At 72.7% G+C, this 25,948-nt stretch carries 24 protein-coding genes and 1 pseudogene; 8 read left to right on the top strand and 17 right to left on the bottom strand.

Going from position 1 to position 25,948, the window contains the following annotated elements; genetic code table 11:
* Nucleotides 1-19: 19 nt before the first annotated feature.
* The 4 genes from minE to minC (MMR14E_RS21515) form a co-directional block, all read right to left on the bottom strand.
* Nucleotides 20-361: a cell division topological specificity factor MinE gene (minE, locus tag MMR14E_RS21530; protein ID WP_100251864.1), complete on the bottom strand. Its 342-nt coding sequence runs from the start codon at nucleotides 359-361 to the stop codon at nucleotides 20-22.
* Nucleotides 358-1,173, bottom strand: a complete 816-nt coding sequence (minD, locus tag MMR14E_RS21525) for a septum site-determining protein MinD (protein ID WP_331317099.1) — start codon at nucleotides 1,171-1,173, stop codon at nucleotides 358-360. The genes minE and minD overlap by 4 nt, the downstream gene beginning before the upstream one ends.
* 13 nt (nucleotides 1,174-1,186) lie before the next feature.
* Nucleotides 1,187-1,915: a septum site-determining protein MinC gene (gene minC / locus MMR14E_RS21520; RefSeq protein ID WP_331317097.1), complete on the bottom strand. Its 729-nt coding sequence runs from the start codon at nucleotides 1,913-1,915 to the stop codon at nucleotides 1,187-1,189.
* Nucleotides 1,916-2,148: 233 nt separating this feature from the next.
* Nucleotides 2,149-2,817, bottom strand: a complete 669-nt coding sequence (minC, locus tag MMR14E_RS21515) for a septum site-determining protein MinC (protein WP_331318598.1) — start codon at nucleotides 2,815-2,817, stop codon at nucleotides 2,149-2,151.
* Nucleotides 2,818-2,861: 44 nt separating this feature from the next.
* Here minC (MMR14E_RS21515) and MMR14E_RS29345 point away from each other — a divergent pair.
* The 3 genes and pseudogenes from MMR14E_RS29345 to trxA form a co-directional block, all read left to right on the top strand.
* A pseudogene (locus MMR14E_RS29345) lies at nucleotides 2,862-4,379 on the top strand (UvrD-helicase domain-containing protein); the annotation flags it as partial.
* 721 nt (nucleotides 4,380-5,100) lie between these two features.
* Entirely contained in the window at nucleotides 5,101-5,547 is a 447-nt protein-coding gene (locus tag MMR14E_RS29340) for a PD-(D/E)XK nuclease family protein (RefSeq protein WP_419539432.1), read from the top strand.
* Between the two features lie 206 nt (nucleotides 5,548-5,753).
* On the top strand, nucleotides 5,754-6,077 hold the full coding sequence (trxA, locus tag MMR14E_RS21505; RefSeq protein ID WP_010682902.1) for a thioredoxin: 324 nt from the start codon (nucleotides 5,754-5,756) through the stop codon (nucleotides 6,075-6,077).
* A 119-nt stretch (nucleotides 6,078-6,196) separates the two neighbouring features.
* Here the strand turns inward: trxA and MMR14E_RS21500 are convergent, their stop codons facing one another.
* The 4 genes from MMR14E_RS21500 to trpA form a co-directional block, all read right to left on the bottom strand.
* Nucleotides 6,197-7,096, bottom strand: a complete 900-nt coding sequence (locus tag MMR14E_RS21500) for a porin family protein (protein ID WP_331317095.1) — start codon at nucleotides 7,094-7,096, stop codon at nucleotides 6,197-6,199.
* 233 nt (nucleotides 7,097-7,329) lie between these two features.
* Nucleotides 7,330-8,655, bottom strand: coding sequence for a folylpolyglutamate synthase/dihydrofolate synthase family protein (locus MMR14E_RS21495; RefSeq protein ID WP_331317093.1), 1,326 nt, complete (start codon nucleotides 8,653-8,655; stop codon nucleotides 7,330-7,332).
* Between the two features lie 8 nt (nucleotides 8,656-8,663).
* Nucleotides 8,664-9,560, bottom strand: a complete 897-nt coding sequence (gene accD, locus MMR14E_RS21490) for an acetyl-CoA carboxylase, carboxyltransferase subunit beta (RefSeq protein ID WP_331317091.1) — start codon at nucleotides 9,558-9,560, stop codon at nucleotides 8,664-8,666.
* An 80-nt stretch (nucleotides 9,561-9,640) separates the two neighbouring features.
* On the bottom strand, nucleotides 9,641-10,480 hold the full coding sequence (trpA, locus tag MMR14E_RS21485) for a tryptophan synthase subunit alpha (RefSeq protein WP_331317090.1): 840 nt from the start codon (nucleotides 10,478-10,480) through the stop codon (nucleotides 9,641-9,643).
* A 213-nt stretch (nucleotides 10,481-10,693) separates the two neighbouring features.
* Between trpA and MMR14E_RS21480 the strand changes: the two genes are divergently transcribed.
* Entirely contained in the window at nucleotides 10,694-11,371 is a 678-nt protein-coding gene (locus MMR14E_RS21480) for an HAD-IA family hydrolase (protein WP_331317089.1), read from the top strand.
* A 157-nt stretch (nucleotides 11,372-11,528) separates the two neighbouring features.
* A complete protein-coding gene (locus MMR14E_RS21475) occupies nucleotides 11,529-14,201 on the top strand; it encodes an MGH1-like glycoside hydrolase domain-containing protein (protein WP_331317087.1) in 2,673 nt (890 codons plus the stop codon).
* A 41-nt stretch (nucleotides 14,202-14,242) separates the two neighbouring features.
* On the opposite strand, the gene MMR14E_RS21470 is transcribed toward MMR14E_RS21475, so the two are convergent.
* Complete coding sequence (locus MMR14E_RS21470; protein WP_273559390.1) at nucleotides 14,243-14,650, bottom strand: MucR family transcriptional regulator; 408 nt, start codon at nucleotides 14,648-14,650, stop codon at nucleotides 14,243-14,245.
* Nucleotides 14,651-14,953: 303 nt separating this feature from the next.
* Between MMR14E_RS21470 and MMR14E_RS21465 the strand changes: the two genes are divergently transcribed.
* The gene (locus tag MMR14E_RS21465; protein WP_331317084.1) at nucleotides 14,954-16,051 is read left to right on the top strand and encodes an NAD(P)/FAD-dependent oxidoreductase; all 1,098 of its coding nucleotides are present in this window, start codon (nucleotides 14,954-14,956) and stop codon (nucleotides 16,049-16,051) included.
* 4 nt (nucleotides 16,052-16,055) lie between these two features.
* Here MMR14E_RS21465 and MMR14E_RS21460 read toward each other — a convergent pair whose 3' ends face one another.
* From MMR14E_RS21460 to MMR14E_RS21430, 7 genes are all read right to left on the bottom strand, one after another.
* The gene (locus MMR14E_RS21460) at nucleotides 16,056-16,772 is read right to left on the bottom strand and encodes an LrgB family protein (RefSeq protein WP_331317083.1); all 717 of its coding nucleotides are present in this window, start codon (nucleotides 16,770-16,772) and stop codon (nucleotides 16,056-16,058) included.
* Between the two features lie 3 nt (nucleotides 16,773-16,775).
* A complete protein-coding gene (locus MMR14E_RS21455) occupies nucleotides 16,776-17,180 on the bottom strand; it encodes a CidA/LrgA family protein (RefSeq protein WP_331317082.1) in 405 nt (134 codons plus the stop codon).
* Nucleotides 17,181-17,195: 15 nt separating this feature from the next.
* Nucleotides 17,196-17,657 carry a TerB family tellurite resistance protein gene (locus MMR14E_RS21450; RefSeq protein ID WP_331317080.1) on the bottom strand — a complete coding sequence of 154 codons (462 nt, stop codon included), beginning with the start codon at nucleotides 17,655-17,657 and terminating at the stop codon, nucleotides 17,196-17,198.
* A 113-nt stretch (nucleotides 17,658-17,770) separates the two neighbouring features.
* The gene (locus tag MMR14E_RS21445; RefSeq protein WP_331317079.1) at nucleotides 17,771-18,421 is read right to left on the bottom strand and encodes a DJ-1/PfpI family protein; all 651 of its coding nucleotides are present in this window, start codon (nucleotides 18,419-18,421) and stop codon (nucleotides 17,771-17,773) included.
* Between the two features lie 200 nt (nucleotides 18,422-18,621).
* A complete protein-coding gene (gene tenA, locus MMR14E_RS21440) occupies nucleotides 18,622-19,305 on the bottom strand; it encodes a thiaminase II (protein WP_331317077.1) in 684 nt (227 codons plus the stop codon).
* Between the two features lie 3 nt (nucleotides 19,306-19,308).
* Nucleotides 19,309-19,983: a response regulator gene (locus MMR14E_RS21435; protein ID WP_012320334.1), complete on the bottom strand. Its 675-nt coding sequence runs from the start codon at nucleotides 19,981-19,983 to the stop codon at nucleotides 19,309-19,311.
* Nucleotides 19,980-21,461 (bottom strand): ATP-binding protein, encoded by a 1,482-nt coding sequence (locus MMR14E_RS21430; RefSeq protein ID WP_331317075.1) that lies wholly within the window; start codon nucleotides 21,459-21,461, stop codon nucleotides 19,980-19,982. Before MMR14E_RS21430 ends, MMR14E_RS21435 begins: the two co-directional genes overlap by 4 nt.
* 289 nt (nucleotides 21,462-21,750) lie before the next feature.
* Here MMR14E_RS21430 and MMR14E_RS21425 point away from each other — a divergent pair, with 289 nt between their 5' ends.
* Complete coding sequence (locus tag MMR14E_RS21425; RefSeq protein WP_331317074.1) at nucleotides 21,751-22,650, top strand: hypothetical protein; 900 nt, start codon at nucleotides 21,751-21,753, stop codon at nucleotides 22,648-22,650.
* Nucleotides 22,651-22,701: 51 nt separating this feature from the next.
* On the opposite strand, the gene MMR14E_RS21420 is transcribed toward MMR14E_RS21425, so the two are convergent.
* Nucleotides 22,702-24,453, bottom strand: a complete 1,752-nt coding sequence (locus tag MMR14E_RS21420; RefSeq protein ID WP_331317073.1) for a DEAD/DEAH box helicase — start codon at nucleotides 24,451-24,453, stop codon at nucleotides 22,702-22,704.
* Between the two features lie 320 nt (nucleotides 24,454-24,773).
* Here MMR14E_RS21420 and MMR14E_RS21415 point away from each other — a divergent pair, with 320 nt between their 5' ends.
* A complete protein-coding gene (locus tag MMR14E_RS21415; protein ID WP_331317071.1) occupies nucleotides 24,774-25,871 on the top strand; it encodes a calcium:proton antiporter in 1,098 nt (365 codons plus the stop codon).
* Nucleotides 25,872-25,948 lie beyond the last annotated feature (77 nt).

Here is a 25,948-nt window from a genome sequence, read left to right as displayed (position 1 = left end):
GGGACGCTCCCCGCCCGGCTCAAGCGGCCTTCTTGGAGGAGGCCGGCTTGGCGGCCCCCTTGTTGGCGGCGACCTCGGCGAGCTTCGCGGCCAGCTTGGCGTCGAGCTTGCCCGAGGCACCGAGCGGCAGCTCGATGTCGAGGCCGAGGGTCGAGACACCCTCGCCGCGCTCCAGGGTGACCTTCACCTTGTCGGGCTCCACCGCGACGTGGTTGGCGATCACCGCCAGGATCTCCTCCCGGAGCTGGATCACGAGGTCGGGGCGACCCGACTCCGCGCGCTCGTGGGCGAGGATCAGCTGCAGGCGGTCGCGGGCGACCGCGCCGGAGCTGCGCTTCTGGAACAGTCCCAGGATGCTCACGCCGCCCTCCGCATGAACAGCTTGTCGAGGAAGGACTTGCGCTCGACCGGCAGGCTCATCGGCACGGACTCGCCCTTGAGCCGGCGGGCCGCGTCGGCGTAGGCCCGCGCCGGGGCGCAGAGCGGGTTGTTCAGCGTCACCGGGCAGCCGAGGTTCGAGGCGCGCAGCACCTCCTGGCTCTCCGGGATGATCGCGAGCAGCGGGATCGACAGGATGTCGAGCACGTCCTCGGTCTTGAGCATGTCGCCGCGGTCGGCCCGCAGCGGGTCGTAGCGGGTGAGGATCAGGTGCTTCTCGATGTCCTCGCCCTTCTCCGCCTTGGCGGTCTTGGAATCGAGGAGGCCGATGATCCGGTCGGAGTCGCGCACCGAGGAGACCTCGGGGTTGGTGACGACCACCGCCACGTCGGCGTGGTGCATGGCGAGCTGGGCGCCGCGCTCGATGCCGGCGGGGGAGTCGCAGATCACCCAGTCGAACTTCTCGCGCAGCTCGTCCATCACCCGGGCGACGCCCGCGTCGGTGAGCGCGTCCTTGTCGCGGGTCTGCGAGGCCGGCAGCAGGTGCAGAGTCTCCAGCCGCTTGTCCTTGATCAGCGCCTGCGGGAGCTTGGCGTCCCCGTTGACCACGTTGATGAGGTCGTAGACGACCCGGCGCTCGGCGCCCATGACGAGGTCGAGGTTGCGCAGGCCGACGTCGAAGTCGACGACGCACACGCTCTGACCACCCTGGGCCAGGGCCGCTCCGAGGGCCGCGGTCGTCGTCGTCTTGCCGACGCCGCCCTTGCCCGATGTGACGACGAGAACCTTTGCCACGCGTCGATCTCCCTTAATCCAGGCTTGCCATTCGGATGTTGCCGCCATCGAGCCAGACCTGGGCGGCCTTGCCGCGCAGGGCCGTGCCCATGTCCTCCGCCGTCCGCACGAGGCGGTCGATCCCCAGCAACTCGGGTTCGAATTTGCGGCAGTAGATTCGTGCGCGCGGGTTGCGCGCGGCTCCGGCGATCGCGCGTCCGCGCAGGGCGCCGTAGACGTGGATGGAGCCGCCGGCCAGGATCTCGGCCCCCGAGGAGACCGAGCCCATCACGGTCACGTCCCCGGTCGGGTTGATGACGCTCTGGCCGGAGCGGACCGAGCCCTCGACGGTGATCGAGGTGACCACCTGCGGCTCCGGCTCGGCCGGGACGCTCGGGATCTCGACCTTCACGGACGGGTGCCCCTGGACCAGCAGCGGCGGCAGACCGTCCGCGACCGCGTCGGCGCCCTCGATGCCCAGGACCGCGATGCCACGGGCCTTGAGCTCGTTCATCAGCGTCTCGAGCGCGTCCGGCTCGGGCTTGAGCTGGGCGCAGTCCAGGATGACGGCCCGGCCTTTCAGCAGGGTCGGCGAGCGCTTGAGCGCCGCGTCGAGACCCGCGAGCCACTCGGGAAGCGGCGGCTCGGGGCAGAGGGCCAGGGCCTTGAAGGCCCGTCCGCGCAGGCTGAGCGGCCGGGGCGCGGAAGGAGCCGCCGCTCGGGCGGTCTCCGGTTCGATCGGCTCGGGGAGGGTGTCGCTCATGTCCGCCCGTTAAGAGTCCTTACCGGACCATTGACGGCGGGTATGGTTACCGAAGGGTTAAGTTTCTGATCCGGTCGGCAAATTCTGCCGGGATCCTGGTATCGGGGCAGCGGAGGACGGTCTCGCGCCCCGATCGCGACCGTCGCGGGGGCGCGGCGCACGGTCCCCCGGGCCCGCCGCCGGGCCGGACGCGGCCTTCGGCCGACGGCCCGGACGCCGTCGTCGGCAGCCCCTCAACCCCGCTCGAACAGGTTGAGCTTGATCGCGTCCTCGAGCAGCCGCACCTCCACGGCCTGCCCGCGGAAGGCCGGGTCGAGGTCGTCGGCGGCGCGGTAGAGCCCGTCGATCGCCACCAGCTCCGGCTCGAACCGCCGGCACCAGATCCGGGCCGCCGGGTTCCCGGCGGCGCCGGCGATCGCGCGGCCGCGCAGGGCGCCGTAGACGTGGATCGAGCCCCCCGCGATGACCTCGGCGCCCGACGCAACGGCGCCCAGCACCGTGACGTCGCCCTCGAGATGCAGCACGGTCTGGCCGGAGCGCACGGGCGCGTCGAGGATCAGCGAGCGGGCCGTCTCCCTGGCCTGCGGCTCGGCCGGCGCGGGTGCGTCAGCGGCCGCCTCGTCCGGAGCGGCGACCTCCCCCGCGGGCCGCCCGCCCGACAGGGCGGGCGGGGTTCGGGAATCCAGGAGCGAGGCCGCCGCGCCCTCGATCCCCAGGATCGGGATGTTGCGGGCAGCCAGCTCGGCGAGCAGACCGTCGAGATCCTCGCGGTTGAGCCGCAATCCGGACAGGTCGAGGATCACCGGCCGGCCGGCGAAGAAGTTCGGGGCGCGGCGGTTGAGGGCGTCGAGGTCGCCGAACCAGTCGGCCACCGGGGGGATCGGCGCCAGGACGGTGGCCATGAAGGAGCGGCCGCGGAAGCGGATCGGCGGGCGCGCCGGCTCGGATGTCGGCTGGGTCACGGGCGTGTTCGGTGTGCGCGGAAGGGATGGTCCGCATCCATGGGACGGCGCCGCGCCGGGAGCAATCCCGCAAGGCCCGATGTGACGCCTTGGCGGGCCCGCCGGCGCGTTTCTGTTGTAGAGAGGGCCGGCAGCCGAGCCGGACCGGACCGTTGAGCAGCGCCACCTCGAACGCCCCCGCCCCCTTCGTCGTCGATGACCTGACCCGCGCCAACCAGCGGCGGGCGGCCGACCCGCGCGCCTCGGCCTGGGTCTCGGCCAATGCCGGCGCGGGCAAGACCAAGGTCCTCACCGACCGGGTCGTGCGGCTGCTCCTCGACGAGGCGCCGCCCGGCCGGATCCTGTGCCTGACCTTCACCAAGGCCGCCGCGGCCAACATGGCGATCCGCGTCTTCCGGCTCCTCGGCCGCTGGGTGACGCTGGACGACGAGACCCTCGCCGCCGAACTCGCCGAGCTCACCGGCGAGCGCGCCGGGCCCGAGCGCCTGCGGCTGGCGCGCCGCCTGTTCGCCCGGGCGGTCGAGACGCCGGGCGGCCTCAAGATCGAGACGCTGCACGCCCTGTGCGAGCGGCTGCTCCACATGTTCCCGTTCGAGGCGAACGTGCCGGCCCGCTTCGTGGTGCTCGACGAGGCCAAGGCCCGGGAACTGTTCGACATCGAGATGGCCAACGTCCTGGCCGACGCCGTCGCGAACGGCGACACGCCACTCAGCGCCGCCCTCGCGCGGGTCACGCCGGAAGCGACCGGCGACACCCTGCGGGCCGCGATCCGGGCGGCCATGCGGGCGCGGAGCTTCATCGGGGACGCCGCCGGCCTGGAGCGTGCCTTCGGGCGGCTGCACGGGGCGCTGGGACTGGCGGCCGAGGAATCCGCCGAGCGGATCGAGGCCGCGATCCTCGAGGGCGGTCCCGGGTGCCGCCCGGGGGAGCGCGCCGCGCTCGTGGCCGCGCTGCGCACCGGCAAGGCCAACGACGAGAAGCTCGCCGACGCGCTCGAGGCCGCCGAGGCCGAGCGGCTCCGCTCCGCGGACCTTCCCGACCGGGCCGAGGCGCTCGCGCTCTACCGCGCGGTCTTCTTCACCCAGAAGGACGAGCCCAAGGCCGACAGCAGCCTCGGGACCAAGGCCGTGCCGGCCGGCGCCAAGGCGGCGCTGCTCGCCGAGCGGGACCGGCTGGATCCGCTGTTCGACCGCCTGCGCGCCGCCCGGGCCCATGCCCGCACGCAGGCGCTGTTCCAGATCGCCGCCGAGATCCACCGCCGCGTCGAGGCCCAGAAGGCGCGCCTCGGCGCCCTCGACTTCGACGACCTGATCCACAAGGCGCTGGACCTGCTCGGCCGCGTCGGCGCTGGCTGGGTCCTGTACAAGCTCGACCGCGGGATCGACCACGTCCTCGTCGACGAGGCGCAGGACACGAACCCGGAGCAGTGGGCGATCCTGCGGGCGATCACGCAGGAATTCGCCGCCGGCGAGGGGGCGCGGATCGGCAGCCGCACGCGCTTCGCGGTGGGCGATCCCAAGCAGTCGATCTACGGCTTCCAGGGCGCGGAACCGCGGGAATTCGCCCTGACCCGCGCGTCCTGGATCGCGGAATCGCGCTCGGCCGGCCTGACCTTCGAGGACGTGCCGCTCACCCTGTCGTTCCGCTCGACCGACCTCGTCCTGCGCGCCGTCGACGCTGTCTTCGCCCTCGACGCGCACAACGAGGGCCTGTCGTTCGAGGACACGGTGCGCACGACCGTGCATGCCAGCGCGCGGCCGGGCGCACCCGGCGCGGTGGAATTGTGGCCGATCGCCGAGCCGGAGCCGGCCACGGAGCCCGATGCCTGGACCGCCCCCGTGGACGCGCCGGAGACCAGCGCCCCGGCGATCGTCACCGCCCGGCGGGTGGCGCAGGCGGTGCGCGCCTGGACCACCGCGGGGGACGCCACCGGCCGGATCTGGCGCCCCGGGGACGTCCTGATCCTGGTCCGGAAGCGCGGACCGGCCTTCGAGGAGGTGATCCGCGCCCTGAAGGGGCTCGGCGTCCCGGTCGCCGGGCAGGACCGGCTCGAGGTCTCGGCCCACATCGCGGTGGCCGACCTCGTCGCCGCCGGCCGGGCGGGGCTCCTGCCGGCCGACGACCTGACCCTCGCCACCGCCCTCAAGACGCCGCTCGTCGGCCTCACCGACGAGGATCTCGTGCGGATCGCCGCCCGCCGCGACCTCGCCGAGACCCTGGAGGATGCCCTGCACCGCCACGCCGCGGCGGGCGACGCGGCCGCGCGGCGCGGGCTCGCGGCCCTCGATCGTCCGGTCGGTCCTCCGGATCGTCGACGCCCCGGAGCTGGCGCCGCTCTTCGCCCCCGACGCCCGCGCCGAGGTGGCGCTGTCGGGGCGCGTGCGGGCCGGCGGGACGGACAGGATGGTTCAGGGCCGCGTCGACCGCCTCGCCGTGACGGCGGACGCGGTGCATCTCGCCGACTTCAAGACCGGCCGCCCGCCCGAGCCGGGCGCGCCGCTGCCCGAGGCGGAGGCCGGCCAGATCGCCCTCTACGCGCGCCTCCTCGCGCAGATCTACCCGGGCCGGACGATCCGGCCGGTCCTCGTCTGGACCTCGGGCCCGGTGATCCGCGCCCTGACCCCCGGCGACGTGACCGCGGCCCTGGAGCGGATCGGCATCGAGGCGTGACGCGCCGCGCAGGCCGGGCGCCCGGGGACCGTCCGGCGCGGCGCGCCGATTCACCCGGCGAACCGTGCGTCGCCCGCGCCGCGGCCCACACCCGGAGGCCGGACTTCTTGACCGGGCGCCGGGCCGTCGCCAATTCTGACCGGACCGCGCGGGCCTCTGCCCGTTCGACGCCGCCCGAGGGGCGGCGGATTCCGAAAGGTGACGTTATGGCGACGGTGAAAGTGACCGACGCGAGCTTCGAGCAGGACGTTCTCAAGTCCGCCGAGCCCGTCGTGGTGGATTTCTGGGCGGAGTGGTGCGGCCCGTGCCGTCAGATCGGCCCGGCCCTCGAGGAGATCGCGACCGACCTGCAGGGCAAGGTGAAGATCGCCAAGGTCAACGTCGACGAGAACCCGCAGATCGCCGCCCAGTACGGCATCCGCTCGATCCCGACGCTGCTGCTCTTCAAGAACGGCGAGCGCGTGGACCAGAAGGTCGGCGCCGCCCCGAAGGGCGACCTGTCGCGCTGGATCGGCGCCCAGACCGCCTGAACCGGCCGCACGGCTCCGAACGACAAAAAGAAAGCCCGGCCGCGAGGCCGGGCTTTCTCGGTTTCGAGCCCAAGTTTTTTTGAGGGATCCCGGTTCGTGCCGGGATCCCGTATCCCGTCTTAGTACGAGCCGAACTTGTAGTTCAGGCCGGCGCGGACGACGGCGAAGGCGTTCTCGTTCCGGCTGGCGCCGGCGAGCGTGTACACCGGCACCAGGCCGACGGGGGAGATAGCGGCACCGACCAGCGGGAGCTGGGCGCGGCCGTTGTTGTTGTCGAGGTTCACGTACAGACCTTCCACCTTCAGCGTCACGGCCGAGGAGCGGAAGAAGTTCAGGAACGAGTCGGTGGGCAGGGCGTACTCGACACCGCCGCCGACGGTCCAGCCGGTCTTGAAGTCGTTCCGGCGGCCAGCGAAGTTCTGCAGGCCGACGCGGGCGCCGTCATCCGTGCCGGTGGCGTAGGCGAAACCGCCGGTGGCGTACACCAGGGTGCGGTCGAAGGCGTAACCGAGACGACCGCGGACGGTGCCGAAGAAGTCGATGGTGTTGAGCGTGCCGTTGACCGGGATGAAGCCCGGGTTGATCGCCACGGCGTTGGTGGCGAAGCGGGCGCGACGGCCGAAGTCGAGGTACTGGGCGTCGGCCTCGACGCCGAACACGGCGCCGTTGCCCGGGGTCAGCTGCCAGTTGTAGCCGACCTGGCCACCGCCCGAGAAACCTTCGCGGCTGTCGTTGCTGTAGATCAGCGACGAGCCGTTCGGCGCCAGGGCCTGGTAGGGGACGAGACCGCCCGGCACCAGAGCGACCGGGTTACCGGGGGTCTGGACGAAGCCGCGGGTGGAGTTGCTGCTGGCGTCGAACGCGTAGCCGGCGTTGATACCGAAGTAGGCGCCGGTCCAGGTGAACACCGGAACGGGGGTGAACACCGGCGGCGGCGCGGCGCGGCGCGGCAGGTCGGCGGCCGAAGCGGCGGCCGTGAGCGCGGTGAACGCCGCGAGAGAGGTGAGAAGCTTCTTCATTACTGTGATCCCCAGCATAAGCCCGATCGAGGGGGAAATTATGCGATCGGGCCCCGCGAGGATGTAGCTTAGCTGCCACAGCGGGAGGAAAGCGTGGCCGTGCGCGGGTCTCCATCCGGGCGATTGCGGCGATTCGACGGATTATCGAATGCAAAATCCGGATTTCGCAGGTCTCAGCCGTGCCGGCCACTGGATACAGCGGCCGCCCGCGGGACTTCCCGACTGCGGACGACTCAGACCGGCGGCGTGTCGTTGGCGGCGAGAACCATGCCGGCCAAGTAGAGCGAGCCGCAGATCAGGATTCGCGGGGGACGCTCGAAGGCGATGTCCCTCACCAGGGCGAGGGCCGCCTCGATGCTCGGCGCCGCGTAGGTCGAGAGGCCGACCTCCTCGCCGATCCGGGCGACCTCCTCGGCCGGGCGCGCGGCCATGGTCCCGGTGATCGGGACCGCCACGAGGGCCCGGGCCAGGCCCACGAAGTTGCGCAGGAACCCGTCGGCGTCCTTGGTGCCGAGCAGGCCGACCACGAGGACGAGCGGCACGTCGCTCTTCTCGCCGAGATCCGCCATGGCGGCCGCGAGGATCCGGCCGCCGTCGATGTTGTGGCCGCCGTCGAGCCACAGCTCGGTGCCGGGATCGAGCTGGGCCGCCAGGCGCCCGCGCCCGAGGCGCTGCAGCCGGCCCGGCCACTCGACCTCGGTCAGTCCCCGCTCCAGGGCCGCCGTCCCGATGTCGCCGAACCCGGCGGCGCGCAGCGCGGTGATCGCCGTCCCGGCATTGACCAGCTGGTGGCGCCCGGCGAGGCGCGGCCGCGGGAGGTCGAACAGGTCGGTCTCGTCCTGGTAGACGAGCCGGCCGCGCTCCTCGTGCACGGAGAAGTCTTGGTTGCCCACCAGAACGGGCCCGGCCCCGACGGCTTCCGCGCGCCGGCAGAGGACGGCGTCGGCCTCGGCGTAGTCCTGGGCGGCGATCACCGCCGGGCAGCCGCGCTTGAAGATCCCGGCCTTCTCGGTCGCGACCGATTCGACGGTGTCGCCGAGATACTCGGCGTGGTCGCGGCCGATCGGCGTCACCACCGCGCAGGCCGGCCGGTCGATGACGTTGGTGGCGTCGAGGCGGCCGCCGAGACCGACCTCCAGGAGCAGCACGTCGGCCGGGCTCTCCGCGAAGAGCAGGAACGCCGCGGCCGTGGTGATCTCGAACATCGTGATCGGCTCGCCGGCATTGGCGCTCTCGCAGCGCGCGAAGGCGTCGGCCAGACGGTCCTCGTCCACGAAGTGGCCGCCGCCGATCCCGCCGATGCGCATCCGCTCGTGGAAGCGGACGAGGTGCGGGGAGGTGTAGACGTGGGCGGCCAGCCCTCCGGCCTCCAGGATCGACCGCATGAACGCGATGGTCGAGCCCTTGCCGTTGGTGCCGGCCACGTGGATCACCGGCGGCAGGCGGCGCTCGGGATGGTTGAGCCGCGCGAGCAGACGCTGGATCCGGCCCAGCGACAGGTCGATGGTGCGGGGGTGGAGCGCCAGGAAGCGCGCCATCAGGGCGTCGGACGAGGCCATCGCCGGGCTCAGGCCGCCTCGGTGGCCGCGGCCGGCGCGGCGGCCCGGGACACGTTGGTCAGGAGGCTGCAGAGACGCGTGATCGTCTCCTTGAGCTGGTGCCGGTGGACCACCTGATCGACCATGCCGTGCTCGCGCAGGTACTCCGCCCGCTGGAAGCCGTCCGGCAGCTTCTCGCGGATCGTCTGCTCGATCACCCGCGGTCCCGCGAAGCAGATCAGGGCGCCGGGCTCGGCGAGGTGAACGTCGCCCAGCATCGCGTAGGAGGCGGTGACGCCGCCCGTGGTCGGGTTCGTCAGCACCACGATGTAGGGAAGCCGCGCCGCGTTGAGCCGGCGCACCGCCACGGTGGTCCGCGGCATCTGCATCAGCGACAGGATCCCCTCCTGCATGCGCGCGCCGCCGGAGGCCGCGAACAGCACGTAGGGCGTGCGCTTCTCCAGAGCCGTCTCGGCGCCGCGCACGAAGGCCTCGCCCGCCGCCATGCCCAGCGACCCGGCCATGAAGCCGAATTCCTGCGCGGCCAGCGTCATCGGCAGGCCGCCGACCCGTCCGAAGCCGATCTTGAACGCGTCCTGCAGGCCGGTCTTGGCCCGGGCCTCCTTGAGCCGGTCGACGTAGCGCTTCTCGTCGCGGAACTTCAGCGGGTCGGGGGTGACCTCGGGCAGGGCCACGTCGATCCACGTGCCCTCGTCGAACATCATCTTCAGGCGCGCCTGGGCGCCCATCTTCAGGTGATGCTCGGAGCCGGGAATGACCCAGTGATTGGCCTCCACCTCCTTGTGGAACACCATCTGCCCGGTGTCCGGGCACTTGACCCAGAGGTTCTCGGGCGTCTCGCGCTTGAACAAGGTCTTGATCCGGGGGCGCACCACCTCCGAGATCCAGTTCATCGGTTCGACCATCGACTCGCGTCCGTCCGCTTCAAGCCCGCGCAGATATCAGGTGCGGCGCGCTCCGCCGCCAGGGGTGCCCGATCGGCCGGTCAGGCGGCCTGCCCGACGCCCGATCCCCGCACGCCCGCGGCGAGTTCGCGCACCAGCTCCGTCACCGCCCCGACGCTCCCGGCCTGCGGCCGGCCCTCGCCGTCGAGGGAGCGCACCAGGGCGTCCACGAGCGCGGAGCCGACCACGACGCCGTCGGCGCCCTTGGCGATCGCCGCCGCGTGGGCGCCGGTCTTGACGCCGAAGCCCACGACGACGGGCAGCTCGGTGTGGCGCCGGATGCGGGCGACCGCCTCGGAGACCTTGCCGAAATCCGGCGTCGCCGTCCCGGTGATGCCGGTGATCGACACGTAGTAGACGAAGCCCGCCGTGTTCGCGAGGACGGCCGGCAGGCGCCGCTCGTCGGTGGTCGGCGTGGCGAGTCGGATGAAGGCGAGGCCCTTGCCGAGGGCCGGCAGGCACAGCTCGGAATCCTCCTCGGGCGGCAGATCGACGACGATCAGCCCGTCGACGCCGGCCGCCACCGCGTCGTCGAGGAAGCGGTCGACGCCGTAGGTGTGGATCGGGTTGTAGTAGCCCATCAGCACGACGGGCGTCGTGTCGTTGCCGGCGCGGAAGCGGCGCACGAGGTCGAGGGTGCCCGACACGGTCTGGCCCGCCTTGAGCGCCCGCAGGCCGGCCGCCTGGATCGCCGGGCCGTCCGCCATCGGGTCGGTGAACGGCAGGCCGAATTCCAGGATGTCGGCACCGGCGCCCGGCAGCGCCTCGAGGACCTGCAGCGAGGTCTCGGGATCGGGATCGCCGGACATCACGTAGGTGACGAGGACGGACCGGTTCTCCGCGCGGGCGCGGGCGAAAGTTGCGTCGATGCGGCTCGGCATGGTCGGTCGATATTCGCTTCTGGAGGGCCGCCGACGGCCCGGGGTTGCACCCGCGCTACACCAAAGGCACCGGCCCGTGAAGCGGGTGGCCGTCCCGCGGCCGCGGCCGGAGGCGGCCCCGGGGGCCCGGCCGCCGGGGCCCGGCCGCCGGCGAGACGCGGCCATGCGCGCGCGCCGGTTGCCGGGACGGCGGCGCCGGCCTAGCCCTCGCCCATGCCCGAGTCAGCCCTCCCGCCGCGCCTTCCGTCGCGCCCTATGGCCGCGCTCCTGTTCGACATGGACGGGACGATCATCAGCTCCATCGCCTCCGCGGAGCGGATCTGGTCGCGCTGGGCGGAGGCGCACGGCCTCGACGTGGCGTCCTTCCTGCCGACGATCCACGGCGTGCAATCGGTCGAGACAATCCGGCGGCTGAACCTGCCGGGCGTCGATCCCGCGGCCGAGGCCGCCGCGATCACCGAGGCCGAGATGACCGATGTCGACGACATCGTCGCGATCCCGGGGGCGCGGGCCTTCCTGGAGGCGCTGCCGCGCCACCGCTGGGCGATCGTCACCTCGGCGCCCCGCCGGCTGGCGGAGCGCCGCCTAACGGCGGCCGGCATGCCGACCCCCGACCTGCTGGTGGCCGCCGAGGACGCGGCGCGGGGCAAGCCGGCGCCGGACTGCTTCCTGCTGGCGGCCGAGCGCCTCGGCGTCGCCGCGTCGGACTGCCTCGTATTCGAGGACGCCCCGGCCGGGATCCGGGCGGCCGAGGCCGCGGACGCGGCCGTCGTGGTCGTCACCGCGACCCATCCCGAGCCGGTGAGGACCCGCCACCCGGCGATCGCGGACTATACCGGGCTGCGCGTCGCGGCCGAGCCGGCGGGGATCCGGGTGACGCGGATCGCCTGACGATCCCCCCGCCCCTCTCCCGCCGCCGGCCGGCGCCGGCGATCCGCACGGTCCGGGCCGGCACCGTCCGGATCCGGCCGCGGCGGGGCGTTGACTTTCCCTTCTGGCGGCGCGGCTCTATCCGGTACGGATCCGCGGGGGCAGGAGCAGCGCGCGTATGACCGAGCCCGACGGCGTGCCGCCGCACCTCTTCGAGACCGCCGAGGGCCGCCGGCTCGTGGCGGCCCGCTCCGATCCGGCGTGGCGCCGCTGGGGGCCGTATCTCAGCGACCGGCAATGGGGCACGGTGCGGGAGGATTACAGCCCGAAGGGCGACGCCTGGGATTACCTGCCCCACGACCATGCCCGGTCCCGGGCCTATCGCTGGGGCGAGGACGGGATCGGCGGCTTCGGCGACCGCCACCTGAACTGGTGCCTGTCGCTCGCCCTGTGGAACGGGCGGGACGCGATCCTGAAGGAGCGGCTGTTCGGCCTGACCAACCAGGAGGGCAACCACGGCGAGGACGTCAAGGAACTCTACTATTACCTCGACGGGATCCCGACCCACGCCTACATGCGGATGCTGTACAAGTACCCGCAGGCCGCCTTCCCGTACGCGCGCCTGGTCGAGGAGAACGCGCGGCGCGGCCTCGACGACCCGGAATTCGAGCTCCTCGACACCGGTCTGCTCGACGCGGGGCGCTACTTCGACGTCGAGATCGCCTACGCCAAGGCCGCGCCCGACGACATCCTGATGCGGGTCACCGCGACCAATCGCGGCCCGGACGCCGCCGACCTGACGCTGCTGCCGCAGCTCTGGGCGCGCAACACGTGGTCGTGGAAGCAGGGCACGCCGAAGCCGGAACTGGTGGCCGGCTCGGAGGGCTCGGTCTGGGCGCGCCATCCCGAGATGCCGACCTTCCGCTTCTTCGCCGAGGGCGCGGGCGAGCTGCTGTTCACCGAGAACGAGACCAACACGCACCGGCTGTTCGGCAGCGGCCCGGAAGGGGGCTTCTACAAGGACGGCATCGACCGCCGCGTCGTGGGCGGCGACCCGGCCGCCGTCAACGCCCTGTCGGGCACCAAGTGCGCCGCCCGCTACGATCTCCGTCTCGGCCCGGGCGAGACGCGGAGCCTGCGCCTGCGCCTGCGCGCCGAGACCGCGCCGGGCGCGCCCTTCGCGGATTTCGACGCGGTCTTCGCCGCCCGCGCGGCGGAGGCCGACGACTTCTACGGGGCGCTCCAGGCGCCGATCGCCGACCCCGAGATGCGGCGCGTGCAGCGCCAGGCGCTCGCCGGCATGCTCTGGTCGAAGCAGCTCTACCATTACGACGTGCGCGAGTGGCTCGCCGGCGACCCGGCGCAGCCCGCGCCGGCGCCGGAGCGGCGGCACGGCCGCAACAGCGACTGGGCGCACCTGCGCGCCAACGATATCATCTCGATGCCGGATGCCTGGGAGTACCCCTGGTTCGCCTCCTGGGATCTCGCTCTCCAGGCGATCGTGTTCGGGCTCATCGATCCCGACTTCGCCAAGAACCAGCTCCTGCTCCTGGTCGACGAGGCCTACACCCACCCGAACGCCGCGCTGCCGGCCTACGAATGGGGCTTCGGGGACGCCAATCCCCCGGTCCACGCGCTGGCCGCCTGGCGGGTGTTCGAGCTGGACCGGGCGCTCACCGGCAAGCCGGATCACGCCTACCTCAAGCGGATCTTCAACAAGCTGACCCTCAATTTCACGTGGTGGGTGAACCGCAAGGATTCCGACGACCGCAACCTGTTCCAGGGCGGCTTCCTGGGCCTCGACAACATCGGCATCTTCGACCGGTCGAAGCCGGTGGGCGACGGCGCCACGCTGACCCAGTCCGACGCGACCGCCTGGATGGCGACCTACGCGCTGAACCTGATGCGGATCGCCATCGAATTGGCGCTCGACGACCCGACCTTCGAGGACATGGCGGAGAAGTTCTTCGAGCACTTCCTCCTCATCGCCGGCGCCACCGGCGCGGGCGTGTGGGACGAGCCGGACGGCTTCTTCTACGACGTGATCGAGACCCGCGACGGGCAGCGCCTCCCGATCCGCGCCCGGACCATGGTCGGCCTGATCCCGATCTTCGCGGTGGCGGTGATCAACGAGTGCGACCTCGCGCGGCTGCCCTCCCTGCGCCGCCGGATGGTGTTCTTCCTCAAGAACCGCCCGGACCTCGCGACCCTGGTCTCGCGCTGGAACGAGCCCGGCGAGGGCCAGACGGCGCTGCTGTCGCTGCTGCGCGGGCACCGGCTGAAGGCCCTGCTCCACCGCGCCCTCGACCCGAACGAGTTCCTGTCGGATTACGGGCTGCGCGCCGTGTCCCGCGTCTACGCGGACCGGCCGTTCTGCTTCGCGTGGGACGGGCGTGACCTGGGGCTCGCCTACGAGCCGGCCGAGTCGCGCTCGCGGCTGTTCGGCGGCAACTCGAACTGGCGGGGACCGGTCTGGATGCCGGTCAACTACCTGCTCATCGCAGGGCTGAACCGCTTCCACGACTATTACGGCCCGGATTTCCGGGTCGAGGCGCCGACCGGATCGGGCCGGACCTACGCGCTCCGCGAGATCGCGGCACACCTGTCACAGCGCCTGATCAGCCTCTCGACCCGGGGGCCGGACGGGCGCAGGCCGGTCTACGGCGACAGCCGGATCGAGCAGGACGATCCGCATTTCCGCGACCACGTCCTGTTCTACGAGTACTATCACGGGGACAGCGGCCGCGGGGTCGGCGCGTCGCACCAGACCGGGTGGTCGGGGCTCGTGGCCCTGCTCATCCAGGAAGTGGCGACCGCCGCCGCCGAGGCGAGGGATCCGGGCTGGCCGTGAGGATGGGTCGCCGGCCGCGCGCGCCGGCGACCGCTGTCCCGTTACTCCGCGGCCTGCTGCATCCGCAGGCGCTGCCCTTGGCCGATCTGCCGCGAGATCGTCGAGCGGCGCGCGCTGTAGACCGCCGAGACCAGCGGGTAATCGACGGGCAGGCCCCATTTGGCCTTGTAGGCCTCGGGCGTGAGGCCGCGCATCGTGAGGTGCCGGCGCAGGGCCTTGTAGGGCTTGCCGTCCTCGAAGCTGATCAGCGTGTCGGGCCGGATCGAGGCCCGGATCTGCGCCTCGGTCGGCCGCCGGACCTGCGGCTCCGCCGGCTGGTCCAGGGCGGTGATCGAGCGGTGTACCTCGGAGAGCAGGTCGGGCAGCGTTCCCGCCGGAACACTGTTGCGCGTGACGTAGGCGCTCAGGATCTTTGCGGCGAGTTCGACGCTCGGCGATGTCATCTGCATGGTCGTCACCTCGATTCTACGTGTTTCGGATGTGGCTCTCGTCGGTTTCCGTCGGGCTCTTCGCCGCCGACGGCCGGTACATGTCCCTGAGACGTTCTCGGCCTCGGCCGGAGGCGGCGGATGGCCTCATTATGCGCCAGTCCGCCGTCGCTACAACCGAGCCGCGCATTTATCGCGCCGATATTTCTACTTAGGATTGAGATTTAGGGTCAACGACGAATCAACGGACGCGTCGTTGTTCCGGCTCCAGTGCGGTATTGAGGACTCACCTGCCCATCCGGGCGCGAAGGAGAACGCGAACACATGGAGGCCCTGGTCGTCGGAGCCGGCGTCGTTGGGCTCGCCGTCGGGCGGGCGCTCGCGCTGCGCGGGCACGCCGTCATCGTGGCGGAAGCCGAGGACGCCTTCGGAACGGGTGTCTCGTCCCGCAGCTCGGAAGTGATCCACGCCGGCATGTACTACCCGAGTGGATCAGAGCGCGCGCATCACTGCGTCGAGGGCGCCCGCCGATTATACAACTTTTGCGCGAGTCATGGCGTCCCGCATCGCGCGTGCGGCAAGCTGATCGTCGCGTCCGACGACGCGGAAGCCGAGAAGATCGCGGCGATCCGCCGCCAGGGCGAGGCCAACGGCGTCCCCGGCCTCGAACTCCTCGACGGGAACGCCGCGCGGCGCCTGGAGCCGCATCTCGCCTGCACCGTGGCGCTGCACTCGCCGCGCACCGGCGTCGTGGACAGCCACGCGCTGATGCTCGCCCTGCTCGGCGAGATCGAGGATCGCGGCGGCGCGCTCGCCCTGCGCACCCCGGTCGAGGACCTGACGCGGCGGGCCGGCCAGTGGCAGGCCGCGTTCGGAGGCGCCGAGCCCGGCACGATGGCCTTCGACGCGGTGGTCAACGCCGCGAGTTTCGGCGCGCCGGCCCTGGCCGCCCGCACGGAGGGCTACCCGGCCGAGCGCGTCCCGACGCTGCGCCTCGCCCGCGGCAACTACTTCGGCTGCACCGGCAAGCCGGCCTTCTCGCGGCTGATCTACCCGGCGCCGCGGATCGACGGCGGCCTCGGCATCCACCTCACCATCGACCTCGCCGGCCGCACCCGCTTCGGGCCCGACGTGGAGTGGGTCGACGGGTTCGACTACCGGGTCGATCCCGGGCGCGCCGAGGCCTTCTACGGCGCGATCCGGCGCTACTGGCCCGGCCTGCCCGACGGGGCGCTGTACCCGGACTACGCGGGCCTGCGGCCGAAGCTGACCGGGCCGGGCGAGGCGGCGGCCGATTTCCGGATCGACGGGCCAGCCGAGCACGGTCTCCAGGGGATCGTGCACCTGTTCGGGATCGAGAGCCCGGGCCTGACCTCCAGCCTGTCACTCGCCGAGGCCGTGGCCGACCGGCTGGACGCCTGAGGCCTCAGAACAGCAGGTGCAGCGCCAGGGGCGCGAGGATCGCCGTCAGGAAGGCGTTGAGCCCCATGGCGATGCCCGCGAAGGTGCCGGCAACCTCGCTGACCTGGAAGGCGCGGGCCGTCCCGATGCCGTGGGCCGCGAGCCCGGCCGCGAAGCCGCGGGCGCGCATGTCGCGGATCCGCAGGAGGTTCATCATCGGCGTCACGAGGATCGCCCCGATGATGCCGGTGAGGATCACCAGGATGGCCGTGAGCGTCGGGTCGCCGCCGAGCGCCTCGGCGATGCCCATGGCCACGCCCGAGGTGACGGATTTCGGCGCCAGCGACACGAGGATCGGCTGCGGGATGTCGAGGAGCCGCGCGAGGCCGATCACCACGGCCAGGGTGGTGGCCGAGCCGGCGGCGAGGGCCGCGAGCATCGGCGCGAGGGCGCGCTGGACGGTCGCCCGCCGCTCGTAGAGCGGCATCGCCAGCACCACGGTGGCGGGCCCGAGCAGGAAGTGGACGAACTGCGCGCCCTCGAAATAGGCCCCATAGGGCGTGCCGGTGATGGCAAGGACCGCCCCGACCAGGACGACCGTGATGAGGACGGGGTTGGCGATCGGGTGCCGGCCGGTCGCGGCGGCGACCCGGTCCGCCAGGACGTAGGCGGTCAGCGTCACCGTCAGCCACAGGAGCGGCGTCTTGGCGAGGTAGACCCAGAGCGAGAAGTCGCCGCCCACTCGTCAGGGCTCCCCGTCGGTCCCGCGCCGCTCGACCAGCGCGGCGACGGCGCGGAACACCAGGACGGTGACCAGCAGCGACAGGGCGGTCGAGACGACCAGCACCAGGGCCAGCTTGGCGCCCTGCGCCCGCAGCAGGTCGAGACGGCCGACGACGCCGACGCCCGCGGGGACGAACAGGAGCGACAGGTTCATCAGCAGCCCGCGCGCGGTCGTCTCGAGCGTCCCGTCGGTCAGCGGCTTCGGCAGCACGCGCGGCAGGCCGAGGCGGGCGTTGTCGCGCAGCAACAGGAACGCGAACATCAGGCCCATGCCGATCACAGGGCCTGGGATCGGAACGCCCGCCCCGCGCGCGAGGGCTTCGCCCATGAGCTGGGCGAGCAGGATCAAGGCCAGACTGGCGATCATCGCGGGCGGCCGAGGCTACGCGGCCGCGACGCCCTGCTGTCCGCTGCGCCGGGCCGCCGCGATGGCGGCCTCGTCGAAGCCGAGCAGGCGGCCGAGGCGTTCGACGAGGGCTTCCTCGAACTCGTCGACGTGGCCGTCCGCGGCGGCGACCGACCACGCCATGGTCAGCAGTTCCTCGCGCTCGGACCGGTCGGCCTCATGCGGGATCATCTCGACGAGGCTCGCCACGTCGCGCACCTCCGAATCCATGGCGGCGGCGCGCTCGATCAGCGCCCGCGCCGCGTCAGGGCCGTCGGCGTAGTGTCCCTGCACGAGGCGCGAGAGGCGCTCGCTCTCGGCCGGCGCCAGGATGCCGTCGACGCGCGCGACGTGGACGAGGAGCGCGGTGGCCGCGAGATGCGTCTCGTCCACGGCCTCCTGCGTGCCGACGCCGAGAGCCTCAGCGGCGTAGGCGCGCAGGCGTGCGATCAGGGACATGGCGGCTCCGGGGGATCGTGCACCGCAACAGTTCGGGCCCCGGCGGCGCGCCGTCAAGCACGCCGCCACACGTCGCGCCGGACCGTGGCCCGGTTGCATCGCCGGCGCGGCGCTCAACGGCGCGCTGCTGCCTCCGCCCCCGTCACCAGCGGCGCGAGGATCGCCTCGGCCGCCCGGACCGTCACCGGCCCGGCCCCGGCGGGTGTACCGGCCCGGAAGGGCGGCGCGGGGGCGTACTCGGCGACGAGCTGCGCGGTGCGGGCGTAGGCATCCCCGCGCAGACGCGCCGCGAGCGCCAGCCCGAAATCGAGCCCCGCCGAGACCCCGGCGGCGGTGGCGCGGTTGCGGTCGAAGACGACGCGCTCCGCCACCGGCCGGGCGCCGAGAAGCGGCAGCACCGCGTCGCGCACGCTCCAGTGCGACGTCGCACGGTAGCCCCGCAGGAGGCCCGCCGCCCCGAGGATCAGCGAGCCGGTGCAGACGCTGGCGATCCAGCCGGCCCGGGCAGCGCGGTCGCGCAGGAAGGCCAGCAGCGCCGGGTTACCCATCTGGGCGGGCGTGCCGTCGCCCCCGGGTACGAACAGGACGTCGAGATCCGTCGGGCAGGTCGCGAAGCCGTGTGTCGCCACCAGGACCAGGCCGGTGTCGCTCGTCACCGGCCCGGCCTCCGCGCCGACAAGGTGGAGGCTGCCGGGCGCGAGACCGGCGAGGAAGGTCTGCGGCCCCACGAGATCGAGCGCGGTCAGGCCCGGATAGACCAGCATGGCGATCCGGACGGGGCGTTCCGGAGGGACCGGTGCCGGCGCGCCGGCGGTGGCGGCCACGGCCGGACGGAGCGGCGCGACCAGCGCTGCGGCGAGCGCNCAGCGCTGCGGCGAGCGCGGCGGCGGCGAGATCGCGGCGGCGGACCTCCGGCGCGGTCCCGGGTGAAGGCGCGGGCGCGGTCACGGGCGCGCCGGGTGGATCACAGCGCCCAGGCCGCGTCGCGATAGGCGCTGTCCCAGAACTGCCACTCGAGCCGGGTAGCCTGGGTGAAGGCCCGGTGCATCCGCGCGCGCTCGGCCTCCGAGGCGTCCCGCGCCGCCCGGTCGGTGGCGGCGATCATGGCGGCGACCGCCGCGGCGAAATCGTCGCCCGCGTAGGTGTCGATCCAGGCGCGGTACGGATTATCGGGCGCCGCGCGGGCGAAGATGTCGTCGCCGACCGCCTTGTAGATCCAGAAGCAGGGCAGCAGGGCCGCACAGAGGACCGCGTAGGGCTCGGCGTAGGCGATGGCCGTGAGGTAACTGACGTAGTGGTCGCAGGCCGGCGTCAGGGCCGTGGCCGCGAAGGTGTCCGGCCCGATGCCGTAGTCGCGGAAGAAGCCGCCGTGGAGGGCGCGCTCGACGACGATCGCCTCCTGCGCGGCGGCGGAGAACTGCACGATCGTGTCCGGATCCGGCGCCTTCGCGGCGGCGAGGCTCAGCGCCCGGCCGAAGCCGATCAGGTAGTGCGCGTCCTGCACGATGTAGTGCCGGAACCGGTCCTGCGGCAGCGTGCCGGCGGCGAGCTCGGCGTTGAACGGCATCGACCGGATGGTCTCGTAGGCGGCGGCGTTGCGCGCCCAGGCCTCCCGGGAGAAGGCGTCGTCAGGTCCGGGGGATGCCACGGCCTAGCCCTGCCGCTGCGCGTGGGTGACGGCGACGTGGATCAGCTCGGCGAGGGTGCGCACGCCGAGCTTCTGGCGCATCTGCGAGCAGGCGTTCGTCACGGTCTTGTAGCTGACCGACAGGTCGGCCGCGATGGCCCCGTAGGAGCGGCCCTGCGCGAGGCGCGCCAGGATCTGCTGCTCGCGGGGGGTCAGCTGCGATTCCGGCGCTCGGCGGGCGTCAGCGCGCAGCATCGCCACCTCGGTGGCGAGCCGCCGGTCGAGATAGACCTCGCCGACGCGGACCTTGGCGAAGGCCTCGAACAGCTCGGCCGACGCGTGGTCCTTGAGGACGTAGCCGAGGGCCCCCGCCTCGAGGGCGCGGGCGACGATGACCGGGTCGTTGTGCATGCTGAAGACCAGGATGCGCGTCTCGGGCGCGACCGCCCGGATGCGCCGGATCAGGCCGAGCCCGGCCATGCCGCTGCCCTGGAAGGTCAGGTCGCAGATCACGACCGGCGGGCGGAGCCGGTGGAAGATCCGGTAGCCGCCGACGACCGTCGTCGCCTCCGCGATGGTCTCGACGCCGGAATCCTCCAGCACCCGTCGACAGCCCTGCAGGACGATGGGGTGATCATCGATGACGAGAACCGGCAGGCGCGTGGCGGCGGCGTCGATCTGGGAGGCGATGGCGTTCATGCGCTCGGCGCGGCGTTGTTCTCGTCGCCCCGGTCGGGCGGAACGGGGATCGTGATCCGGACGATCGCCCCGGGGCCGGCATTGTCAAGGGCGAAGGTGCCGTCGAGGGCCTCCACGCGCTCGCGCATCCCCGACAGACCGAGCCCGGTGCCGTGCTCCGGCGGGATTCCGGTACCGTTGTCGCGGATGGTGAGATCGATCCGGCCGACGGTCTCGGCCGCCTCGGCCTCCACCCGGGTCGCGGCGCCGTGCCGCACGGCGTTGGTGGCGCTCTCCTGCACGCAGCGGAACACCGTGAGGTCCACGAGGTCGCCGTAGCCCCGGGCCAGGCCGTCGAAGCGGCCCGCGAAGGTGATCCCGGGATGGCGCTGGGCGAAGCCGCGCAGGAGCAGGTCGAGGCAGGTTGCCAGGGGCGCCTGGCCGAGGCCGTGCGGCCGCAGGCGGTTCAGCAGCTCCCGGTTGACGGTCTGGACCTGCCCGACGATCGCGCTGATCTCGGCGGCCCGGGCGGCGAGCTTCTCGCGGCTCGGCTCGGCCGTGCCGGAGGCGATGCGGCCGATCGAGGCGGCGTTGGCCTCCAGGGCGAACAGGCACGGGCCGAACTCGTCGTGCAGCTCCAAGGCCGTCCGGCGGCGCTCGTCGTCCTGTGCGGTCAGGAGTTGGCGGTTGAGGCGGCCGTTGGCAGCCCGAACCTCGCCCAAGGCCTCGGCGACTTTGTTGAACCGCTCGGCGATCACCGCCAGTTCCCGGGCGCCCGGCGGCTCCAGGCGGGCGGTGTAGTCGTGGTGCTCCAGCTGGGTCAGGCCGGCGCCGAGCCGCCGCAGCGGCGCGAGGATCCGGCCCAGCGCGATGAAGAGGGCGATCAGCATCGCGGCGTTGATCGCCAGGGTGGTGAGCGAGAGCGCCCGGGCATAGCCCCAGATCTCGTCGATCTCGTCCATCGGCTGCGTGGTGATCTGCGCGGTCCCGAGACGCTGCCCGTTTACGACGATCGGCAGAGCATGGCGCTCGATCGGCGGCATGATCAGGTCGGCGAACCAGTGCGGCGCCTCCCGGTCGGCGCGCTGCGGCGGCAGCGGCCGGCCGACCTGATCCCCGTCCGCGTCAAGCACCGCGACGCGGACGTGCCGGAGGACCTTGAAGCGCAGGTCGAGGGTCTGGAGCAGCGTGTCGGGCGCGGCCGTGTCGGACAGGCGGATCGTGTCGGCCACCAGCGACTCGACGGTGGCGAGCGACGCGCGGGTCTCGACGCGCACGGCCGACCGAGCGTTCAGGACGATGACCGCGCAGGAGATCACGGCCGCGAAGGCGTCGATCAGCAGGACCACCGCGACGAGCCGCGCGCGGGTGGACCACGCCGACCAGGGCCAGCGGCGGAGCCGGGGCGCGTCCGGCGGGGCGGTCGTCTCGGAACGCGGGATCAGGTTCGGGCTGGTGTCCACGCGGTGACGCATAGCGACCCCGCGGGCGAAGTCCATGGCGACCGCCACGGGCGTGCCGCGGGCGGGCGATCCTGCGCACGCTCGGGCGACCTCGCGCATACCGGCGCGGCCGGCGCGAACACCGATTCTTAAGCGGCACGGCGTAATCTTGTGGATAGCCGCGCCAGGACTGGCTGGGCAGGCAATTCGGACCGACATCATTGCGCCGTATTGCAGCTCCTCTATCGCCTCCAGAGTCGAACCACCTTCGAATCCTCGGAGTGTGGCGGCCGGTGAAGGGGAGCCCGGTCGCGCGCGGCGTGTATCGTGTCAGAGACCCCGGCCTATGATCGATCTCAACCTCGACCCGTCCGAGACCCGGCCTGACCGGACGCTGTCGGCCAAGCCCGGGCCGTCGCTGAATCTCAGGGTCGTGCTGTTCAGCGTGGCCGGCGCGAGCGCGCTGGTCGGCTTCGGCGTCGCCGCCTCGACGGTGATGGCCGGACTCGCGGCGCCGACGCCCGTCAAGATCGTCACGTCCCGGCAGGCCGCGGACTGGCCGGAACTGAAGGACGGGTTGCCCGCCATCAAGGGCTCGGTCCAGGCGGCGGCCGCGCCGGCGAAGCCCGCCAAGCCGGAGACGCCGGCGCTCAGGATGGTGTCGCTGCCGGAAGCCTTCGCGGCGATCACGCCCGCCCCGACCCCGCCCGCCGCCCCGCGGCCGACGGCCGCGCAGCCCGNGATCGCGCCGACTCAGCGCATCCCGGTTCCGACGCCCGTGACGCCGGTCGCGGCCGCGCGGGAAGTCGCGCCGATGGCGCCGGTCCGCACGGCCGCGCTCCAGACGCCCCGCCCCTCCGAGACGGTCCGGGCCCGCGAGCTCGTCGAGCCGGCCGCGCCGAAGCCGGTGGCGGAGACCACGGAGCGCGCGGAGAAGGCCGAGCGTCCCGAAAAGAAGGAGCGGGCCGAGAGGACGGAGCGCTCCGGGAAATCCGAGAAGACCGAGCGCGCCGAGAAGCCTGCGCCCAAGCCTGCGACCAAGGCGGCGACCCGCCAGGCCCCCGCCCCGACGCGGAGTGCCGAAAAGGCGAAGGGCGGCGCCGCCGCGACCCTTGCCCAGGCGGAGCCCGCCGAGGCGGAGGACACCGAGGTGCTCGGCATCAAGCTCCCGTCCCTGGCGCCAGCTGGGCGGAAGCTCAAGGAGAGCGTCGACGCCCTCGGCGACGCCGTCAAGAACGTCTTCTGATCCGCCGCGCCGGCCCCGATAACGGGGCCGAACGGTTATCGGGGCCGGCGCTCAGGCCCGGCCCGTCTGGCGCCCGGCCTTGTCGCCCTTCGGCCCGGTGCGCTCGGCCTTGCGCTGGTGCTTGCCGGCGCGCGGGCTCGCGAACCCCTTCGGCCCGGCAGGCGGCCCCCTGCGCTCGGCCGGCGCCCCATCGCCCGCGAGCGCCTCGACCTGGATCTCCGGCGAGCCGTTGCGGGCGAAGGATTCGGCGAAGCGCGCCGCCGCGTTGCCCCGGACCTCGAACTTGGTCTCGCGGTCGAAGATGCGGATGGCGCCGATCTCCTGGCGCCCGATGCCGCCCCGACGGGTCAGCATCGGCAGCAGCCGGCGCGGGTCGGCGTTGTCGCGGCGGCCGAGGTTCAGCCGGAACCAGACCGCCGGGCCCATGGCGGCGATCCGCTCCGGGTCCATCGGGTCGTAGGGCGGCCGCTCGCCGCGGGGCGCGCGGCCCTCGCCCGGGTCGCTGACCTCCTCGGGGGCCGGCAGGCGGGTGCGGTACACGCGGGCCAGGAGCGCGGCGAGCTCCTCCGGGCTCTTGCCTGCAAGCAGCGTCTCGGCGAGCGCGACGTCCTCCTCGGCCGGCGGCTCGGCGAAGAGCGGGTCGGAGAGCATGCGCTCGCCGTCGAGGCGGCGGATCTCGTCGGCCGAGGGCGGCCCCGACCATTCGGGGCTGACCTTGGCGATGGCGAACATCTGCTCGGCCCGGCGCCGACGGGAATTGGGAATCAGCAGAACCGAGGTCCCCTTGCGGCCGGCGCGGCCGGTGCGGCCGCTGCGGTGCTGCATCACCTCGGCGTCGTGCGGGAGATCCGCGTGGATGACGAGGCTGAGCGACGGCAGGTCGATGCCGCGGGCGGCGACGTCGGTGGCGACGCAGACGCGGGCGCGGCCGTCGCGCAGGGCCTGGAGCGCGGCGTTGCGCTCACCCTGTCCGAGCTCGCCCGAGAGCGCCACCACGGAGAAGCCCCGCTCGGTCAGGCTGGCCTGGAGGTGCCGGACGGCATTGCGGGTGTTGCAGAAGACGATCGCGGTCTTGGCATCGGCCTCGCGCAGCAGGTTGAGCACCACGTGCTCGGTCTCCCGCGGCATGATCCGCACCGCCCGGTAGGCGATGTCGGCGTGGCCCTTGGTCTCGCCCTTGATCGCGAGCCGGAGGGCCCCGCGCTGGTAGCGCTCGGCCAGCGTCTCGATCGCCTTCGGCAGAGTCGCGGAGAACAGGTACGTGGCCCGCTCCGGCGGCGTCGCCGAGAGGATGAACTCGATGTCCTCGCGAAAGCCGAGATCGAGCATCTCGTCCGCCTCGTCGAGGACCACGGCGCGCAGCGCCGTCGGGTCGAGGTTGCGGCGCTCGAGGTGGTCGCGTAGGCGGCCCGGCGTCCCCACCACGATGTGGGTGCCCTCCGCGAGCATCCGGCTCTCCCGGCGCGGATCCATGCCGCCGACGCAGGCCGCGACCCGGCCGCCGGCCGGGCCGTAGAGCCAGGACAGCTCGCGCTGGACCTGGAGGGCGAGCTCCCGGGTCGGCGCGATGACGAGGGCCAGGGGTGCCGCCGGGGGCGGCAGATGGTCGGCCTCCCCGATCAGCATGCTGGCCATGGCCAGGCCGTAGGCCACGGTCTTGCCCGACCCGGTCTGGGCCGAGACGAGGAGGTCGCGGGAGCCGGCGGCGGCCTCCAGCACGGCGGCCTGGACCGGCGTCGGGTCGGCGTAGCCGCGGTCGCTCAGAGCCCGCGCGAGGGGGGCGGGCAGGGTCGGGAAAGGCAAGCTTCGGAAACTCTCTACGGCCGTGCCGCGCCCGGCAGCGCGCCATCGCGCGGCGGGGGAATCAGGCGCCGGACTTTGTTCGGGTACTGGATAAGGTAACGCCAAGTGCGGCGACTGACCACTCCCGCCGCAACATGGGGCGGTTGCGCCCGCTCGATCCGCGGCGGGCGCGGCTCGCGACGATCTCCTGCCGGACGATTGACCGCCCGCCCGGTCGTCGCGCGGACGAGAGGCCGACACCGGTGCGGCGACCTGCTAAGGCACGGTCGAGGCTCGCACATCGCAGCCTTCACGCGATCCGGCCGGAGTAGACGTTCATCATGATGGCAGCCCTGCGGGTGGCGGTAGCCTGGGCGACGGTTGTTGCCTTCGCGTGGTTCGGCAAGGCTTGGCTCGGAGACCTGTCGCAGCCCCTGTTCGCGGCGGGCCTGTTCGCGTGGCTGCTCGGCGTGATCGTCTGGGCGGCCTTCGGCGTGGTGCACGAGGCCGAGGAGCTCGCGCATCGCCTCGGCGAGCCCCTGGGCACCCTGGTCCTGACTCTGGCCATCGTCATCATCGAGGTGGCGCTGATCTCCGCGGTGATGCTGTCGGCCAAGGACGCGCCGACGCTCGGCCGCGACACGATGTTCGCGGTGCTGATGATCGTGCTGAACGGCGTGGTCGGGCTGGGACTGCTGGTCGGCGGCCTGCGCCACCACCAGCAGCGCTACAACCTCCAGGGTGCCTCGGCCTTCCTGTCGGTGATCATCCCGCTCACCACCATCGCGCTGATCATCCCGAACTTCACCAGCTCCACCAGCGACGGGACCCTGACGACCCTGCAGGCGGTGACGTTCTCGGTGTTCACCCTCGCCCTCTACGGCGTGTTCCTGCTGATCCAGACCGGACGCCACAGCGAGTTCTTCATCGACGCGGAGGTCCTCGAGGCGGCGGAGCCGTCGCACGGCGCGGATCCGGTCTCCGGCGGCAGCGTGGCCAAGCATGTCGGCCTGCTGCTCGCCAACGTCTTGCCGATCGTGATCCTGGCCAAGAGCCTCGCGGTCATCCTCGACCACGGCATCGCGGCGCTCGGCGCGCCGACGGCGCTGGGCGGCGTGCTGATCGCCGCCATCGTGTTCACGCCGGAGGGGATCTCGGCACTCAAAGCGGTGGCCCGCAACGAGCTCCAGCGGGCGATCAACCTGTGCCTGGGTGCGGCCACCTCCACGGTCGGCCTCACCGTGCCGGCAATCCTGACCATCGGGCTGCTCACCGGCCAGACCGTGGTGCTCGGCCTCACGCCCACCGAGATGACCCTGCTCGCCGTGACGCTGATCCTCAGCGCCCAGACCTTCTCGGGCTCGCGCACCACCGTGCTGGAGGGCGCGGTGCACCTCGTGCTGTTCTTCGTCTACCTCGTGCTGATCTTCAGCCCCTGATACGGCCTCCGGCTGAACGCTTCGGTCGGCGCAACCCGCTCTATCATCGTTGCTTCGCTCCACTCGCGACGACGACA

The organism is Methylobacterium mesophilicum (assembly GCF_036441335.1).
GTDB classification, from domain to species: Bacteria; Pseudomonadota; Alphaproteobacteria; order Rhizobiales; family Beijerinckiaceae; genus Methylobacterium; species Methylobacterium mesophilicum_B.
The sequence above is the reverse complement of the archived record's forward strand: the minus strand, read 5'-3'. Positions and strand labels throughout refer to the sequence as shown.